Genomic DNA, 17,296 nt, shown 5'->3' with positions numbered 1-17,296 from the left:
CAACGATGCATTCGCCTGGCACGCGGGGCTTTTTACCATCGGTCCATCGCCTGTCGTGGGACAGGCATCGACCCGCAGAGGCTCAGCATGATCTACGCACAACCCGGAACCCCAGGCGCCGTCGTGTCCTTCAAGCCACGATATGGCAACTTCATCAATGGCGAGTTCGTGCAACCGTTGGCTGGCCAGTACTTCACCAACAGCTCGCCGGTCAATGGCCAGCCGATTGCCGAATTCCCGCGTTCCACTGCCCAGGACGTCGACCGCGCCCTGGACGCCGCACACGCAGCTGCCGAAGCCTGGGGCAAGACCTCAGTGCAAGACCGCGCCCTGGTGCTGCTGAAGATTGCCGACCGTATCGAACAGAACCTGGAAGTGCTGGCCGTTACCGAAAGCTGGGACAACGGCAAGGCGGTGCGCGAAACGCTCAATGCCGATGTGCCGCTGGCAGCGGACCACTTCCGCTATTTTGCCGGTTGCATCCGTGCCCAGGAGGGCGGCGCGGCCGAAATCAACGAAGGCACCGTGGCTTATCACATCCATGAGCCGCTGGGCGTGGTCGGGCAGATCATCCCGTGGAACTTCCCGCTGCTGATGGCCGCATGGAAGCTTGCCCCGGCCCTGGCCGCCGGCAACTGTGTGGTGCTCAAGCCGGCCGAGCAGACGCCACTGTCGATCACCATTTTTGCCGAGCTGGTCGCCGACCTGCTGCCGGCGGGCGTGTTGAACATCGTCCAGGGCTTCGGCCGTGAGGCCGGCGAGGCCTTGGCCACCAGCAAGCGCATCGCCAAGATCGCCTTCACCGGCTCCACCCCGGTGGGTTCGCACATCATGAAGTGCGCGGCCGAGAACATCATCCCGTCCACTGTCGAACTGGGCGGCAAGTCGCCGAACATCTTCTTCGAAGACATCATGCAGGCCGAACCCGCGTTCATCGAGAAGGCCGCCGAGGGCCTGGTGCTGGCGTTCTTCAACCAGGGCGAGGTGTGCACCTGCCCGTCACGGGCACTGATCCAGGAATCGATCTACGAGCCATTCATGGCCGAGGTGATGAAGAAGATCGCCAAGATAACGCGGGGCAACCCGCTGGACACTGAGACCATGGTTGGTGCCCAGGCTTCGGAGCAGCAATACGACAAGATTCTGTCCTATCTGCAGATTGCCAAGGAGGAGGGCGCGCAGCTGCTCACCGGCGGCGGTGCCGAGCAGCTGCAGGGCGACCTGGGCAGCGGTTACTACATCCAGCCGACCCTGCTCAAAGGCAACAACACGATGCGTGTGTTCCAGGAAGAAATCTTCGGCCCGGTGGTGGGCGTGACCACCTTCAAGGACGAAGCCGAAGCGCTGGCAATTGCCAACGACACCGAGTTTGGCCTAGGCGCCGGCCTGTGGACCCGCGACATCAACCGCGCCTACCGCATGGGCCGCGGCATCAAGGCCGGCCGCGTGTGGACCAACTGCTACCACCTGTACCCGGCGCACGCAGCGTTTGGCGGCTACAAGAAGTCCGGCGTGGGCCGTGAGACCCACAAGATGATGCTCGACCACTACCAGCAGACCAAGAACCTGTTGGTAAGCTACGACATCAACCCGCTGGGTTTCTTCTGATTCACATCACTGCATGAGTTGACAAAGCCCTTGTAGGAGCGGCCTTGTGTCGCGAAAGGGCTGCATAGCAGCCCCACGATTTCAGCGGTGATACAAACATCGCCGGGGCTGCTGCGCAGCCCTTTCGCGACACAAGGCCGCTCCTACCGGTATTGCGCAGATATTGGATATCGTCCAACCCGTACCAACGCACGCCGCAAATTCCTTCCAAAGTAGCATTCGGCCCTGGCGCCCCCCGTGCATTAATGCATCTACCGGACTCCCCCGGCACAAGAAGAGGACTGCCCATGTGGAATAAACCCGCCTTTACCGACCTGCGCATCGGCTTTGAAGTGACGATGTATTTCGCCAATCGTTGATGTGCCACCCGGCCATCACTACGGTGGCCGGTTCCTCTGACTGCCCGTGGCTGAGCCAGTGCTGCTCATTGCTCTGGTTGCTTTCGCTGCGGGATGCTTTACGCTGGCGGTTACCTTCCAGAACAATAAGAACAGGCTTGCCAATGAGCCAGAGTTTCAGCCCACTTCGCAAGTTCGTATCGCCTGAAATCATCTTTGGTGCCGGCTGCCGGCATAACGTCGCCAACTACGCGAAAACCTTCGGTGCCCGCAAGGTGCTGGTGGTCAGCGACCCGGGCGTGATCGCCGCCGGCTGGGTGGCGGACGTGGAGGCCAGCTTGCAGGCCCAGGGCATCGATTACTGCCTGTATACCGCCGTGTCGCCCAACCCGCGGGTCGAGGAGGTGATGCTCGGCGCCGAGATCTACCGGCAGAACCACTGCGATGTGATCGTCGCCGTCGGCGGCGGCAGCCCGATGGATTGCGGCAAGGCCATCGGTATCGTCGTGGCCCACGGGCGCAGCATCCTCGAATTCGAAGGCGTGGACATGATCCGCGTGCCCAGCCCGCCGCTGATTCTGATCCCGACCACGGCCGGCACCTCGGCGGACGTTTCGCAGTTCGTGATCATCTCCAACCAGCAGGAACGCATGAAGTTCTCCATCGTCAGCAAGGCGGTGGTGCCGGACGTGTCGCTGATCGACCCGCAAACCACCCTGAGCATGGACCCGTTCCTGTCGGCCTGCACCGGTATCGATGCGCTGGTGCATGCCATCGAAGCCTTTGTTTCCACCGGTCACGGCCCGCTGACCGACCCCCACGCGCTGGAAGCCATGCGACTGATCAATGGCAACCTGGTCGAGATGATCGCCAACCCGGCCGATATTGGCCTGCGCGAGAAGATCATGCTGGGCAGCATGCAGGCGGGGCTGGCGTTCTCCAACGCGATTCTGGGCGCGGTTCACGCCATGTCCCACAGCCTGGGCGGCTTCCTCGACCTGCCACATGGCTTGTGCAACGCCGTGCTGGTGGAGCACGTGGTGGCGTTCAACTACAGCTCGGCGCCGGAGCGTTTCAAAGTGATTGCCGAGGTGTTCGGTATTGATTGCCGCGGCCTCAACCACCGGCAGATCTGCGGGCGCCTGGTGGAGCACCTGATTGCCCTGAAGCGCGCCATCGGCTTCCATGAAACCCTGGGCCTGCACGGGGTGCGTACTGCCGATATCCCGTTCCTGTCGCACCATGCGATGGGCGACCCGTGCATCCTCACCAACCCCCGTGCGTCGAGCCAGCGTGATGTCGAGGTGGTTTATGGCGAGGCCCTCTGACGAGCAGCAGCGCGCACTGGCCGGTTTGCTGGGGCTGGGTGACCACTCGGCGCGCAAAAGCCACTACCCGGAGCTTTCCGCCCGCCTGGACGAACTGGAGGCAGAGCGCAATCGCTACAAATGGCTGTTCGAGAATGCCGTGCACGGGATTTTCCAGGCCAGCCTGCAAGACGGCATGCGTGCCGCCAACCCGGCGCTGGCGCGCATGCTCGGCTACGACGACCCGCAAGCGGTGCTGTTTTCCCTGACGGACCTGGCCGCCAACCTGTTCGACGGCGGTGCCGAGGAGTTGCAGGAGATTACTGCGGTTCTGGCCCGTGAGCGCAGCCTGCACGGCTACGAAACACGCTTGCGACGCAAAGATGGCAGCTACATCGATGTGCTGATGAACCTGCTGCTCAAGCCTGGGCAGGAAGGCCTGGTGGAGGGTTTTGTCGCCGACATCACAGAACGCAAGCTGGCCCAGCAACGGCTGCAACAGCTGAATGACGAACTGGAGCAACGGGTCGCAGCGCGTACCGATGAATTGTTGGAGGCCCGGGACGCCGCAGAGGCTGCCAACCGCAGCAAGGACAAATACCTGGCCGCCGCCAGCCATGACCTGCTGCAACCGCTGAACGCCGCCCGCCTGCTGATCTCCACCTTGCGCGAGCGGCCGTTGCCAGAGGCCGAGCATGTGCTGGTGGAGCGTACCCACCAGGCCCTTGAGGGCGCCGAAGACTTGCTGACCGACCTGCTGGACATTTCCCGCCTCGACCAGGCAGCGGTGAAGCCGGAAGTAGCCGTGTACCGCCTCGACGAGTTGTTCGCACCACTGGTCTCGGAGTTCCGCTCGGTGGCCGATGCGGAAGGCCTCAAGCTGCATGCGCGCATCCCGGACTGTGCCATCAGCACTGACCTGCGGCTGATGACACGTATCCTGCGCAACTTCCTCAGCAACGCCTGCCGCTACACCGACGAAGGCCGGATCTTGCTGGGGGCGAGGCGCCGGGCTGGTCATTTGCGGCTGGAAGTGTGGGATACCGGGCGGGGTATTGCCGAAGACCGGTTACAGGCGATCTTCCTTGAATTCAACCAACTGGATGTCGGCCGCGCAGCGGATCGCAAGGGCGTGGGGCTGGGGTTGGCCATCGTCGAGCGGATTGCCAAGATTCTCGGCTACCGGATTGAAGTACGTTCGTGGCCGGGGCGTGGCTCGGTGTTCAGCATCGAGGTCCCGCTGGGTAAAGAGGTGCCGCTGCCCGCTCACCAGGCTGTGCCGCTGCCAAGCGTCGGCAACCCGCTACCGGGCCGCCGCCTGTTGGTACTGGACAATGAAGTGAGCATCCTCGAGAGCATGGGCGCGCTGCTTGGGCAGTGGGGCTGCGAAGTGGTGACCGCGACCGACCAGGCAGGTGCCTTGCTGGCCTTGCAGGGGCAGGCCCCGGAACTGATCCTGGCCGACTACCACCTGGACCATGGCGTGGTGGGGTGCGAGGTGGTCAGGTATTTGCGTGAGCATTTTGCGGTTGCCATACCGGCGGTGATTATCACCGCCGACCGCAGCGATCAATGCCGGCGGGGCTTGCAGAAACTGGGGGCGCCGCTTTTGAACAAACCGGTCAAGCCTGGGAAATTGCGCGCTGTATTGAGCCAGTTGCTGCAGGAGCATTGATTGTGCGGGGCTTTTGGGGCTGCTGCGCAGCCCATCGCCGGCAAGCCGGGCTCCCACAGGTAACGTGCTATGCCTGAGTTTTGCGCCGCACCTGTGGGAGCCCGGCTTGCCGGCGATGGGCCGCAAAGCGGCCCCAATCGCTGATTTTCCTTTCTTGCAAGCTAGTGAAACCACGCAGCCGCAGTGGCTGCGTGGCAGAGCAGGGGAGGGTCAGTTCAGCCGAACAGGGCGACGATGGCCGGCACGCTGAGCACGGCCGTGTAGTAGCCCATGAATTGCACGCCAATGTTGAAGCCGATGAAGCGGTACAGGAAGCCACCCAGCAGGCCGACCGTGAGGATCACCAGCAGGCCCAGCAAGCCGCCTTCCCACAGGCCGATCACCAGAATCAGGCCGACGAAGGTGGCGATCACCGCCTCGTGGCTGATGCGCCGGGACACGAACGAGGCGGCGCGGTGGGCGAAGTTCATCGAGAAGGGGTAGGCGATCAGGATGGCGATCACGACGGCCAGCATGCCGTAGGCGAGGAACTCGCTTGCGCTGAGCAGGTTGTGCAGGTTGTTGACCTGCCCGCTGGCGCTGTCCACGGTGAAGCGTGGCGGGGCGTTGAACAGCGGTGCCGCCGGCCCGGCGGCGACGGGGCTTAGCGGCAGGCCAAAGGCGATCAGCGGGATCAGCGCCTCGGCAATGTAGGTGGACTCGGTAACACCATTGCGCACGCTGATGACCGTAGTCAGCCGGTGATAGGCGTGCTTGATGCGCGAGCCCACCACCTCACCGAGGATTACCGTCATTGCCACCGGGCTGAACACGAAGGTGGCACTGGACACCGTGGCGGTGGCCAAGGTCCAGCCGGCCTGGCGGCGGTCCAGTACATTCAACGGGTTGGGGAACCATCCACCCCAGCCCTTGACGTCTGGCGACAGGGCAAAGGTGCGTCGCTCGCTGCGCTTCATCCGCGCCCGCTCTGCCGGGGCGAGCATGGCAAACAGGGCGGCGATCAGCGGGCCGATGGCGATGCCCAGAAAGTAGCTGACGCTGAGTTTGACGCCGTGCTGGCCGGTGAGGGTCTGCAAGGCAATGATCACCAGCACGAAGGGCAGCAGCGCCAGCACCGAGGCCCAGCGGCCGGCCGAGAAGTAGGCAATGGTGGTGGCGGCAGCGAGGAACACCCAGGGCGCCGCCTGTTTGATCGCATCGCCGAAGGGCGCCAGCAGCACGGCGAACAGCACCGCCAGCGGGACTGCCACCAGGGCGGCGATCACGGCGCCGGAGATCATCTTGCGCAGGGCAATATGCGGCACACCAAGGTTGCGCAGGAAGTTCGCTTCGCGCATCAGTGGCGTAGCCATGGTGTCGCCGGGGATGCCGAGCAACGCTGTGGGTACCGCGTGGGTCATGTGCTTGGCCACTGCCCCGGCGAGGAAGAAGGTGAACACCCCGGCAGCGGGCACGCCCAGCAGTACCACCAGCAAGGTCAGGGGCGCCAGGGTGGTGGTTTCGTCGCTGCCGGAGATCAGGCCGATGGCAGCAAACACCACGGCACCGATCACGCCCATCAGCACGGCTATCAGAACCTGGTCGAACAGGGCGTCCATCAGGCGGCACCTCGCTTCAGGGTGGCGGTGCTTGTGCAGGCGACGGCTGCGTTGGCGGGCTCGGCTTCATCGAACAGGCGCTCCAGGCCCAGTTCACGCAACTCGTTGCGTACCTCTTGCGGCAGGTCGCTGAGCTGGCCGATGCCGCCGTACTCGCTGCGCAGCTCTTCAATCACCTGCTGGCGCCATGCAGGGTCGGCGACGTGCTCGACCACATGGCGCTTGGGTTTGAACAGGCATGCGCTGACCCCGCCGCCCAGCAGTGAGCCAAGAATGCCCAGCAACATGGCGTAGGCGCGGGCCATCTGGCTGGACTCGACCCAGCCGGTCAGCAAGTGTTCGGCCAGAAAGAACGTGCCCAGGCTGCAGGCGGCGCCGATGGCGATGGCGGCGAGCAGATGGCGGCTGTCCACGGTGTCGCCCCAGACTTCATACAGGTTGTCGTCAGCCATGGTCCACCTCCGGGTGGAGGGGCTGCAGGCGGCATTCAAGGGTCATTGGTTTTCTCCTGCCCTTGCGGGCTTGTTGTTTTTGTTCGGGAGCTACAGGCGCAATCAGTGCTGGCTGGCGCTCCTTGCCGCCAGGGCGAGGCCGGCCCGGGAGCGGTTGGCGGTGCCCAGCTGGGCGCTGATGTGCACGCCAACCCGTGCCACGGCCTCCAGGTCGACACCGGTGCTGTAGCCCAGGCCGTGCAACAGGTACAACAAATCTTCCGTGGCCACGTTGCCGCTGGCGCCAGGCGAGTAGGGGCAGCCGCCAAGGCCTGCGACCGAACTGTCGAAGGTGCGTACACCTTGCGCTAGCGCGGCATGAACATTGGCGATGGCCATGCCCCAGGTATCGTGGAAATGGCCGGCCAGCGCTGCCACCGGCACGTGCTGCGCGCAGTGCTCGAACAGCTGCGCGGTTGCGTCTGGCCGGCCGGCGCCGATGGTGTCGCCCAGACTGATCTCGTAGCAGCCCAGTTCGTGCAGGCGCCGTGCGACCTTGGCGACGGCCTCTGGCGCCACCGCACCACTGAACGGGCAGCCGAGCACGCAGGATACATAACCGCGCACACGGATTGACGCTTGTCTGGCTGCTTGCAGCACCGGGGCGAAGCGTTCGAAGCTTTCATCGATGGAACAGTTGATGTTGTTGCGCGAGAACGCCTCGGAGGCGGCGGCGAACACCGCCACCTCGCGGCAACCGGCCCGTTGCGCGGCCTGGAAGCCTTGCAGGTTGGGCACCAGGCCTGCGTAGCGAACCCCGTCATCGTTGGGCAACTGGCGCAACACTTCCTCGCTGCCGGCCATTTGCGGCACCCAGCGCGGCGACACGAAGGCACCAGCTTCGATATGCCGCAGGCCGGTGGCCGCCAGCCCGCCGATCAAACTTACGCGGGCGGCCACCGACAACGGCTGGCGCTCGTTCTGCAGGCCGTCACGCGGGCCGACTTCAAACACTTTTACCGCTTGCGCCGGGGCCATGGTCATTCGCCGCGCTTCTGTTTCAGCAGCGCTACGGCGCGGTCGGCACGCACATCGTGGTTTTCTACCAGTTGCCGGGCAACCCAGTCCACCTCGTCGCCCCGGGCGCCTGCGACCACGGCGATATTGCGCGCATGCAGGGCCATGTGGCCGCGCTGGATGCCTTCGGTGGCAAGGGCGCGCATGGCCCCGAGGTTTTGCGCCAGGCCCACGGCCACGGCAATCTCCGCCAGATCCTGGGCGGTTTTCACCTGCAGGATGCGCAGCGACAGTTGCGCCAGCGGGTGCGTCTTGGTGGCGCCGCCGACCAGGCCCACGGGCATCGGCATTTCCAGGGTGCCGACCAGGTGGCCGTTACCGTCCTTTTCCCAGGTGGTCAGCGAACCATAGTGGCCACTGCGGCAGGCAAACGCATGGGCGCCGGCCTCAACGGCACGCCAGTCGTTGCCAGTGGCGACGATCAGCGGGTCGATGCCGTTCATGATGCCCTTGTTGTGGGTGGCCGCGCGGTAGGGATCGACCGCCGCGAAGGCATAGGCGTCGAGGATGCCTTCGATCACCGCCTCGCCGCTGAACTCAGCCGTTTTCAATTGTTCCGGGGTGATGCGCACCTGGGCCCGGGCCAGGCGCAGGTCGGCCAGGTTGGACAGAATGCGCAGGCGTACCTGGCCCCCGGTGATCGCTTCCATCAGCGGCGCCACGGCCTCGGCCATGGTGTTGACGGTGTTGGCACCCATGGCATCGCGCACATCGACGATCAGGTGCGCCACCAGCATCGGGCCGCGCGGGGTATCGGCGAAGGTGTGCACTTCGATATCGCGGCAGCCACCGCCGAGGCTGTTGAGCAACTGGTCCTTGCGGTTGGCCAGCTCAATGATTTCGTCCTTGCGCCGCAGCAGGCTCAGGCGTGCATTGAGCGGGTCCTGGACGCCGACGATCTGTACCTGGGCACGCATCAGTGGGGCGCTGCTGGAGGTGATGAAACCGCCATTGGCGCGGGCCAGCTTGGCCATGTACGAGGCCGCGGCGACGATCGAGGGTTCTTCCACCACCAGCGGCACCAGCACGTCACGGCCGTTGACCTGGAAGTTGCTGGCCACGGCAAAGGGCAACTCGAAGGTGCCGATGACGTTTTCGATCATGCCGTTGGCGATGTCCATCGGCAGGGCGCCGGCGTTGGCCAGCAGGCTGACATCGTCGTGGCTCAGGCCAAGTAACTGGCCGATATGATCCAGGCGCGCGGCAGGGGACAGGTTGCGGAAAGCAGGCAGGCTGGAGTCGAGGCTCATGAAGGCTCCGTTGGAGTCATTGTTGTTGGGCGGCGGCTTGAGCGCGTCGCCGGCTTGGTGCTAAATGTGCAGCCACTGTGCCCTTGGTTAAAGGTACAGTTTTGCCCAACAGTACCCAGACTGTACCCCTGACAGCCCAGGAGCCCGCCGATGCCCCGTGTCACCCTTGCCCAGCAGGTCGCCGATGCGGTTGAGCAGCAGATCCGTACTGGGGTGCTGAAGGTCGGCGATCGCTTGCCATCGCTACGCGAATACATGCGCTTGCACGGGCATTCGAAGAATACCGTGATAACCGCCTACGAGATCCTCGCCTCCAAGGGGCTGGTGGAGGCGCGCCACGGCCAGGGCTTTTTCGTGGGCGCGCAGGTGCAGGCCGCCGAAGTGGATGAAACGCCGCCTTACACCCGGGCAATGGACACCATCTGGATGATGCGTCAGCAATTCGTTCGCGAACCCGGACTGGCGCCGCTGGGTGAAGGTTTTGCGCCGGTGGCCTGGCTACAGGACATGCGCCTCGACAAATTCACCCGGCAGGCGATGCGCAGCGGCGCTGGCAACCTGTTCCGCTATGGCAACCGCCTGGGCAACCCGGGCCTGCGCCAGAGCCTGGTGCGCAAGCTGGCCAGCTACGCCATCAGTGCAACGCCCCGGCAGATCGTGACCACCCACGGCGCCAACCATGCGCTGGACCTGATCATCCGCCGCTTCGTGGTACCGGGCGACGCGGTGCTGGTGGAAAACCCGGGGTACTACCCGCTGTTCGGCAAGCTGCAACTCCACGGCGCGCGGCTGCTGAGCGTTCCGCGTCTGGCGGATGGGCCGGACATGGACGCGCTGGAGGCCATGCTGCGTGTCGAACGGCCCCGATTGTTCTTCATCCAGTCGGTGTGCCACAACCCTACCGGCTCGGATATCTGCCCGGCCAAGGCCCACCGCCTGCTGCAACTGGCCGAGCGGCACGACTTGCTGCTGGTCGAAGACGATGCCCTGGCCGACTTCAAGCCCAGCTCTGCGCTCAAGGTGGCGGCGCTCGACCAGCTGCGCCGGTCGCTGTACATCGGCAGTTTTTCCAAATCGGTGTCGGCGGCCTTGCGGGTGGGTTACATCGCGGGCAGCAAGGAGGCCATCGACGAGTTGGCCGACCTGCAGATGATGCTGCACACCAGCTGTTCGGAACTGTGCGAGCGCACGGCGGATGTGATCCTCAGCGAAGGGCACTTCCTGCGGCACCTGATGCGCCTGCAGGACCGGGTGCGGGAAGCCACTGCCGGTGGGCTGCGGGTGTTGGACGAATTAGGGGCCGAGGTGTTCTGCCGACCGGAACAGAGCCTGTACCTGTGGGCGCGTTTTCCGGGGATTGAAGACACAGCCCTGCTGACCCGCGAGGTACAGGGCAGGGGGGTAATGCTGGCGCCTGGGGCGATCTTCCAGACCAACCAGAAGGCCGTGACACCCTGGACCCGGCTGAACGTGGCCTATCTGCAAGAGCCGGTGTTTGCCCAGTGCATCCGGGCCTGATGCTGTCTTCCGGCCCGCACTGGCCCTTTTGTAGGAGCGGCCTTGTGCTGCGAAAGGGCTGCAAAGCAGCCCCAGGGTTTCGAGACAGATGCATAAATCGCCGGGGCTGCTTTGCAGCCCTTTCGCGGCACAAGGCCGCTCCTACAGGTCTGTGCAGGCTTCTTTGACAAGCCAGTCGATCAACACCTGCAGGCGTTTGGGCATCGGGTCATGATGCGGGTGGACCAGGTAATAGCCATAGTTGGGGGTGTTGACGAAACCACCGAACGGCAAGACCAGCTCACCTCGTGCAATGCGATCCTTGACCAGCTGTTCGCGGCCGATGGCGATGCCTACGTGATTCAGCGCGGCGAGCGTGCACAGGTCGGAGCGATCGAATGTGAGGAATCGGCGGGGGAGGCTGATATCAGCACCCGTGGTGTTGGCCCAGAGTTGCCATTCTGCATCGAATGCAGCGTTGTCCCAGGCCGCTACGTCATGCAGGGCGGTGCATTGATCCAGCGGCTGCAGGTCACCGGTCAATGCATGGGTTTCTGCGTAACGGGGGGAGCACACCGGGGCGATCCGCTCGTCCATCAAGTGGATGCTCTGCAACCCCGGGTGATGGCCATCCGAATAACACAGGACCAGGTCGATCTTGCGTGTGCGGTAATCGATGCTCTCGTTGCCTACTCTGATATCCAGCTGGATATCAGGGTAACGGGCGGTGAACTGCGCCAGCCGCGGCACCAGCCAGCACTGTGCGACTGACGGGCGCACATACAGCGTCAACTGGCCGGCGACCTCGGCGTGCGCACGTTCCTGCACGGCCTCGCTCAACTCATCCATGGTCCGTTGCATGACCGCGAACAGGCGCTCGCCGTCTTCGGTGAGGCTGACCTTGCGCGGCATGCGGTGGAACAGCTTGAGCGCCAGCTCATCTTCCAGGCGATTGATGCGATGGCTCACGGCACTGGCCGTCAGGCACAGCTCATCGGCGGCGCGCGAGAAGCTCAAGTGCCGTGCTGCCACCAGAAAGACATGCAGGCTGCCCAGGTGCGAGCCATTGAGTTTCACGGCGCCGCCTGCACGCTACGCCCTTTCGCCAGATAGGCGTTGAATTCATCGTCCGGCACCATGCTGCCACCCGTCCCCCAGACGAGGTGTGTAGCCTGCTGCAGCTGGGTTGGGGTGAAGCCCTGGCGAGCCAGGTACTCGCCTGCTTGCAGCACCCGCAGCATACCGGGTACGCCGGCCAGGGCAGAGGGTTCCAGTTTGACCTTGTCCTGCTCATGGGCGATGACCATCAAGCGGTACAGTTCTTCGTCGGTCACGGTGTAGTAACCATCGATCAGGCGCTGCATGGCTTTGCCGACAAAACCTGAGGGGCGCCCGACCGCCAGGCCGTCGGCAGCGGTGATGTTGTCGATGCCGAAGTCCTGCACGCTGGTTTCATCGTGCAGGCCGGTATAGACACCCAGCAGCATGCAGGGGGAATGGGTGGGCTCGGCAAAGATGCAGTGCACCGCGTCGCCGAATACCAGCTTCAGCCCGAACGCAACACCGCCTGGGCCGCCCCCTACGCCGCACGGCAGGTACACGAACAATGGATGATCTGCGTTTACCTCGATGCCCGCCTGGTCGAATTGCCGCGCCAACCGTTCGGCGGCCACGGCATAGCCGAGAAACAGCTGCGGGGAGTTTTCGTCGTCGACAAAGTAACAGCTGGGGTCTGATGCCGCCTGCTGGCGACCTTGCTCGACCGCCACGCTGTAGTCGGAGGCGTGTTCTACCACTGTTACGCCGTTGGCGCGCAGCTTGTCCTTCTTCCATTGCCTGGCGTCAGACGACATGTGCACGCTCACCTGGAAGCCCAGCTTGGCGCTCATGATGCCAATCGACAGCCCCAGGTTGCCGGTCGAGCCCACTGCGATCTTGTACTGGCTGAAGAATGCGCGGGCCTGGTCGCTCGCCAGTTTGGTGTAGTCATCCGTTGGTGTGATCAAGCCGGCCGCCAGGGCCAGGTCCTCGGCGTGCTTGAGCACTTCATGGATGCCGCCCCGCGCTTTGATCGAACCGGAGATAGGCAAGTCGCTGTCAGCCTTGAGCCACAAACTGCCCACGTTCTGCAGCGAACCCTCCTCGACAAGCAGCTGGCGCAGCTGTGGCAGCGGGGTGATGTGCGACTCAATGACCCCGCCGGCCGCTGCCGTCTCGGGGAACACGGTGGCCAGGTAAGGCGCGAACCGCTGCAGCCGCGCGCTGGTGGCTTGCACGTCGGCCGCCGTCAGGCCCACGTCGCGCAGGGCTTCTGCAGCCTTGGCGATGCCAGGGTTGAACCAGCTGGTTGGCTTCAGGGCCACCAGCTCGGCGATGACCGGGTGGCTTTGTTGCCAGGCTTCCAGGGTTTTTCCGTGAATCATGATTTCACCTAATAGCAGTACAGCACCCAATTGAAGTGCAGTAGCCTGTGGGGTTCAAACGATCACTCTTCATCCAACAGATGAGTCCATGTCATGTGTGGCGCCCGCGCTCAATCCCGCGCCGACCAGGCACAGTTCAAGGCTGCCACGGCAACCGCCAGCGCCGCCCCGGCATAGGCCCAGATCGCCGGGACCTGCGGCAGCAATACCCCCGCAAGCATCGGCCCGAGCCCAGCGCCGATGTCGCGCCATACGGCGTTGCCAGCCAGGGCCTGGATGCGTTGTTGCGGGTTGCGCAGGGCGACCAGTGTCATCACCAGCGGCAGTTGCAGGGCACGCAGCACCAGCACGAAGAAGGCGCCGATGAACAGCCAGTGGCTGCCAAACAGCAGCAGCGCCATCGACGTGGCCAGTGACAGCACTACCAGCATGCGCAGCGGCCCGAAGCGGTCGGCCAGGCGCCCGCCGAAGGGGCTGAAGAGCATTTCGCTCAGGTAGCGCACCGCCATCAGCACACCCGCTGCCAGCACACCGGACTCACCCAGGTGGGTTTGTGCGTAAAGCGAAAGGCCAAAGATGAACAGGCCGTCCAGGGTCACCCCTTCGATGAAAGACCAGGTGGCAATGCTGTCTGGCAGACGCAGGCGCCGGCCGCCCCGGCTGGCGACCGGGTGGCCAGTGCTGGGCAGGGCACGCGCCCGCCACAGCCCGAACAGGGCACTGATGCAGAGCACAAAGAACACACTGCGCGGGCCGTAGGCCTGGGCCATCAGCGCACCCAGCGGCAAGGCCAGCATTGGCCCGATGGAAATGCTCGCCCGCGAACGCCCGGCACGCCGCGCCGCACCCTGTGCTTCGGCGGTGGCGAGGGTCTGGGTGCTGAGGTTGAAGGTGGCGAAGCACAGGCCCCAGACCAGGCGCAGCACCAGCAGCGCGGCGAAACCGGTCAGCACCGCGTTGCCCAGTGCACATACGGCGGCGGCGAAGGCGGCGAGGCTGCAGGCCGCGCGGTCACCATGGCGGGCATAGAAACGCACTACCCAGCCGTAGCCGATGATGCGCACCAGGCGGTTGGCCGCCAGCAGAATGCCAGCCTCGGCCAGGGTCACGCCAAAATCGGCTGCGTACATCGGCAGCAGCAGGTAGAGCAGTACGTCACTGGGCAGGCACAGGCTGAGCACCTGGGCGGCATTACGGGAGTCTTGGTCGGCGCGGTGGGTTTGCACCGGTGTGGCAGCGGACGACATGACAGTCTCGTGACAGGGGTGAGGGTGCAGGATAACCCACGGCGTCTCGAACATTGCAATCGACGTCACTGACGTGGTCCAACTGATTGGCTCGATTCCAAGGCAAGTATCGGATCTGTAGGAGCAGCCTTGTGCTGCGAAGAGGCCATTGCAGCCAAAGATGATCTTCAGCCCTACCGGCCTCTTCGCAGCGCAAGGCTGCTCCTACCTGGTGATGCGGTAGCCTGAGTGAGGGTGCAAGACAGCTGCTTCCACTGTGGGAGCGGGTTTACCCGCGAAGAGGCCGGTACAGGCAGCAGAGATTCCGGGCTGTTCGCTCATTCAGCCATAAGGCGGCGCTGGCAGTTGGGCCAGCAGGGTTTTCAGACCGTCACCCCACTGCCTGCGAATCTGCTGGTAATAGGCATCTTCGCTGCTGATGCGCTGGCGGGTAATGCTCTCGAGGCTGTTATTGCGGTACACCAGCAAGTCCAGCGGCATACCCACCGACAGGTTGCTGCGGATGGTGGAGTCGAACGAAATCAGGCCGCAGCGCAGCGCTTCATCGAGCGGGGTGCGGTAATCCAGGTTGCGGTCGAGGATTGGCCGGCCGTACTTGCTTTCGCCCAGTTGCAGGAACGGGGTATCCGGCGTGGCCTGAAAGAAATTGCCCTGTGCGTAGACGTTGTAGATGGCCATGGGCCCGCCGGCTATCTGGCCGCCAACAATGAATGAACTGCTCAGGTCGACGTCGGCCGTAAGCTTGCTGCGGTCACGGCTGACCACTTCGCGCAGGATGTCGGCAACCAGCACCGTAGCGTCGTAGAGCGTGGCAACGTTCAGCAGATGAGGGCCGCTGCCCTGGGTACGCTGGCGCAGCAGGTTCACCACCGACTGCGAGGTCGCCAGGTTGCCGGCGGTCTGCAGCACGATCAGCCGCTCGCCCGGCACGTTGAAGACGAACAACTTGGCAAAGGTGGAAATCTGGTCGATGCCGGCGTTGGTGCGTGAGTCGCTGATGAAGACAAGCCCGTCCTCCAGGTGCATGGCGACACAGTAAGTCATGGGGTTTCCCTTGTATTGCGTATGGAGTGGTCTTGCCGCACCGTGCGGCAAGACCGGCCTTCAGCAAACCCGTCACTGGCGATGTACGTGGACGCTGGCCTGCATGGCTTCGGCGCCACCACCGCGGCGTACGCCCCTGACCGGGCAGGCGTCCAGGTAGTCCAGGCCCACTGCCAGCTTCAGGTGGCGTTCCGGGCGTGTCAGGCGGTTGGTGATGTCGAAGCTGTACCAGGCGTCGTCGACCCAGGCCTCGGCCCAGGCATGGCTGGCCAGGTGCTGTTCGTCCTCGGTGCATAGGTAACCGGACACATAGCGTGCCGGCACCCCAAGGCTGCGTGCGCAGGCCAGAAAGGCGTGGGTGTGGTCCTGGCACACGCCTGCGCCACCACTGAACGCTTCGATGGCCGTGGTGCCCACCGAAGTGGCCCCTGGGCTGTAGGGCATGTGTTCGGCCAGGCCTTGCATCAGCGCGATCAGCGCTGCCCGGTCGCGGTGGCTGCCGCATTGCCGTGCGGCAAATGCAATCAGTGCGTCATCGGCCTGGGTCAGGTGACTGCCGCGCAGGAACGGCAGGGGCGACTGGCTCTCGGCTTCGTGTTCGCAGTCCGGGTCGATCTCGACCTGGCCGCGGGCGGTCAGCGCCAGGTGGCCATGGGGTTTGTCCAGGGTCAGTACATGCAGGATGTTGCCATAAGGATCGATCTGGCCCTTTACCTTGCAAGGCAGGTCCAGTTGCCATTCATCGATGCGCTGGCGTTCGCTGCTGCGCGGTGTCAGGCGCAGAAACTGAATGCTGTTGCTCACGTCGCTGGCGTAGCTATAGGTGGTGTCGTGGCGAATGGACAGTTTCATACGACCTCCAGATAGGAGTGATGGACGGCCTGGCCCAGTTGGTTGACGCGGCCGATGAAGTCGCTCAGCCAAGGGTGCAACCCGGCGTCGAGTATTTCGTCGATTGCGGTGTAGCGCAGGCGCGCGTTCAGTTCGGCGGCCATGCGCTGGGCGGCGCGGCCGCTGTTGCCCGGCAGGCCGGCCAGGATCAGGTCCAGTTCCTCGATGCAGGCATGCAGCGAGCGCGGCACGTCCACCCGCAACAACAGCAGCTCGGACACTGGCCGGGCGCTGGGTGCGCCGCGATAGATTTCGTTGAAGGCTTCATACGAGGTAAGCGCGCGCAGCAGCGCGCTCCACTGGTAATAGCCGCGGGCGGAGCTGTCGCTGACCTCTTCGGAGGCCTCGCCGAACATTTCGTAGCGCGCATCGAGCAGGCGCAGGGTGTTGTCTGCCCGCTCCAGGAAGGTGCCCAGGCGGATGAAACTGTAGGCATCGTTGCGCATGATGGTGCCGGAGGTGGCGCCGCGGAACAGGTGCGAGCGTTCCTTGACCCAGTCGCAGAACTGGCTGATGCCATAGCGGCCAAGGCCATTGCTGGCGATGTTGCGCATTTCGATCCAGGTGGCGTTGATGTTCTCCCACATGTCGGCGGTGATCCGGCCGCGCACTGCATGGGCATTGGTCCTGGCGGCCTGCAGGCAGCAATAGATGCTGCTGGGGTTGGTCGCGTCGAGGGCGAAGAAGTGCAGCATGCGCTCGGGGTCGAGCTCGGTGTGCCGGCGGATGTAGTCGTCCAGCGTGCCAGAGGCCAGCAGCGACATCGCAAGCTCGGCATGGCCGTCGCTACGCCCGGCCTGGGGCATCAGCGACAGCGAATAGCTGACCTCGAGCATGCGCGCGAGGTTTTCTGCACGCTCCAGGTAGCGGGACATCCAGTACAGGTCGGAAGCGGTTCGCGAAAGCATGG

General features: G+C 64.2%; 14 protein-coding genes and 1 pseudogene. 5 read left to right on the top strand and 10 right to left on the bottom strand.

The window, feature by feature from the left end; translation table 11 throughout:
• Positions 1–87: 87 nt before the first annotated feature.
• The 4 genes from exaC to ABI582_RS00750 all read left to right on the top strand — a co-directional run bounded on the left by exaC (position 88) and on the right by ABI582_RS00750 (position 4,928).
• Positions 88–1,608 carry an acetaldehyde dehydrogenase ExaC gene (gene exaC, locus ABI582_RS00765; protein WP_442118077.1) on the top strand — a complete coding sequence of 507 codons (1,521 nt, stop codon included), beginning with the start codon at positions 88–90 and terminating at the stop codon, positions 1,606–1,608.
• 287 nt (positions 1,609–1,895) lie between these two features.
• Positions 1,896–1,967, top strand: coding sequence for a pyrroloquinoline quinone precursor peptide PqqA (gene pqqA, locus ABI582_RS00760; RefSeq protein ID WP_010455123.1), 72 nt, complete (start codon positions 1,896–1,898; stop codon positions 1,965–1,967).
• A 143-nt stretch (positions 1,968–2,110) separates the two neighbouring features.
• Entirely contained in the window at positions 2,111–3,274 is a 1,164-nt protein-coding gene (gene ercA / locus ABI582_RS00755) for an alcohol dehydrogenase-like regulatory protein ErcA (protein WP_442118076.1), read from the top strand.
• A complete protein-coding gene (locus tag ABI582_RS00750) occupies positions 3,258–4,928 on the top strand; it encodes a PAS domain-containing hybrid sensor histidine kinase/response regulator (RefSeq protein WP_442118075.1) in 1,671 nt (556 codons plus the stop codon). The genes ercA and ABI582_RS00750 overlap by 17 nt, the downstream gene beginning before the upstream one ends.
• 215 nt (positions 4,929–5,143) lie before the next feature.
• Here the strand turns inward: ABI582_RS00750 and ABI582_RS00745 are convergent, their stop codons facing one another.
• The 4 genes and pseudogenes from ABI582_RS00745 to ABI582_RS00730 form a co-directional block, all read right to left on the bottom strand.
• Positions 5,144–6,526 carry a tripartite tricarboxylate transporter permease gene (locus ABI582_RS00745; RefSeq protein ID WP_442118074.1) on the bottom strand — a complete coding sequence of 461 codons (1,383 nt, stop codon included), beginning with the start codon at positions 6,524–6,526 and terminating at the stop codon, positions 5,144–5,146.
• Entirely contained in the window at positions 6,526–6,978 is a 453-nt protein-coding gene (locus tag ABI582_RS00740) for a hypothetical protein (protein ID WP_442118073.1), read from the bottom strand. Before ABI582_RS00740 ends, ABI582_RS00745 begins: the two co-directional genes overlap by 1 nt.
• Positions 6,979–7,080: 102 nt before the next feature.
• On the bottom strand, positions 7,081–7,995 hold the full coding sequence (locus ABI582_RS00735; RefSeq protein ID WP_258910165.1) for a hydroxymethylglutaryl-CoA lyase: 915 nt from the start codon (positions 7,993–7,995) through the stop codon (positions 7,081–7,083).
• Between the two features lie 2 nt (positions 7,996–7,997).
• Positions 7,998–9,290 (bottom strand): annotated as a pseudogene (locus ABI582_RS00730) (hydroxymethylglutaryl-CoA reductase, degradative); the annotation flags it as partial.
• Positions 9,291–9,434: 144 nt separating this feature from the next.
• Here ABI582_RS00730 and ABI582_RS00725 point away from each other — a divergent pair.
• Positions 9,435–10,802 carry an aminotransferase-like domain-containing protein gene (locus ABI582_RS00725; RefSeq protein WP_442118072.1) on the top strand — a complete coding sequence of 456 codons (1,368 nt, stop codon included), beginning with the start codon at positions 9,435–9,437 and terminating at the stop codon, positions 10,800–10,802.
• A 141-nt stretch (positions 10,803–10,943) separates the two neighbouring features.
• Here ABI582_RS00725 and dsdC read toward each other — a convergent pair whose 3' ends face one another.
• From dsdC to ABI582_RS00695, 6 genes are all read right to left on the bottom strand, one after another.
• Positions 10,944–11,858 carry a DNA-binding transcriptional regulator DsdC gene (gene dsdC, locus ABI582_RS00720; protein WP_442118071.1) on the bottom strand — a complete coding sequence of 305 codons (915 nt, stop codon included), beginning with the start codon at positions 11,856–11,858 and terminating at the stop codon, positions 10,944–10,946.
• Entirely contained in the window at positions 11,855–13,204 is a 1,350-nt protein-coding gene (locus ABI582_RS00715) for a D-serine ammonia-lyase (protein WP_442118070.1), read from the bottom strand. The genes dsdC and ABI582_RS00715 overlap by 4 nt, the downstream gene beginning before the upstream one ends.
• Positions 13,205–13,314: 110 nt before the next feature.
• Positions 13,315–14,451, bottom strand: coding sequence for an MFS transporter (locus ABI582_RS00710; RefSeq protein WP_442118069.1), 1,137 nt, complete (start codon positions 14,449–14,451; stop codon positions 13,315–13,317).
• A gap of 321 nt (positions 14,452–14,772) precedes the next feature.
• The gene (locus tag ABI582_RS00705) at positions 14,773–15,495 is read right to left on the bottom strand and encodes a peptidase (protein ID WP_442118068.1); all 723 of its coding nucleotides are present in this window, start codon (positions 15,493–15,495) and stop codon (positions 14,773–14,775) included.
• A 72-nt stretch (positions 15,496–15,567) separates the two neighbouring features.
• Entirely contained in the window at positions 15,568–16,347 is a 780-nt protein-coding gene (locus ABI582_RS00700; RefSeq protein WP_338747120.1) for a transglutaminase family protein, read from the bottom strand.
• Positions 16,344–17,294, bottom strand: a complete 951-nt coding sequence (locus ABI582_RS00695) for an alpha-E domain-containing protein (RefSeq protein ID WP_258656796.1) — start codon at positions 17,292–17,294, stop codon at positions 16,344–16,346. Before ABI582_RS00695 ends, ABI582_RS00700 begins: the two co-directional genes overlap by 4 nt.
• Between the last annotated feature and the right edge of the window lie 2 nt (positions 17,295–17,296).

This window comes from Pseudomonas sp. SAS7, from assembly GCF_052112345.1.
Classification (GTDB): Bacteria; Pseudomonadota; Gammaproteobacteria; order Pseudomonadales; family Pseudomonadaceae; genus Aquipseudomonas; species Aquipseudomonas putida_Q.
The sequence above is the reverse complement of the archived record's forward strand: the minus strand, read 5'-3'. Positions and strand labels throughout refer to the sequence as shown.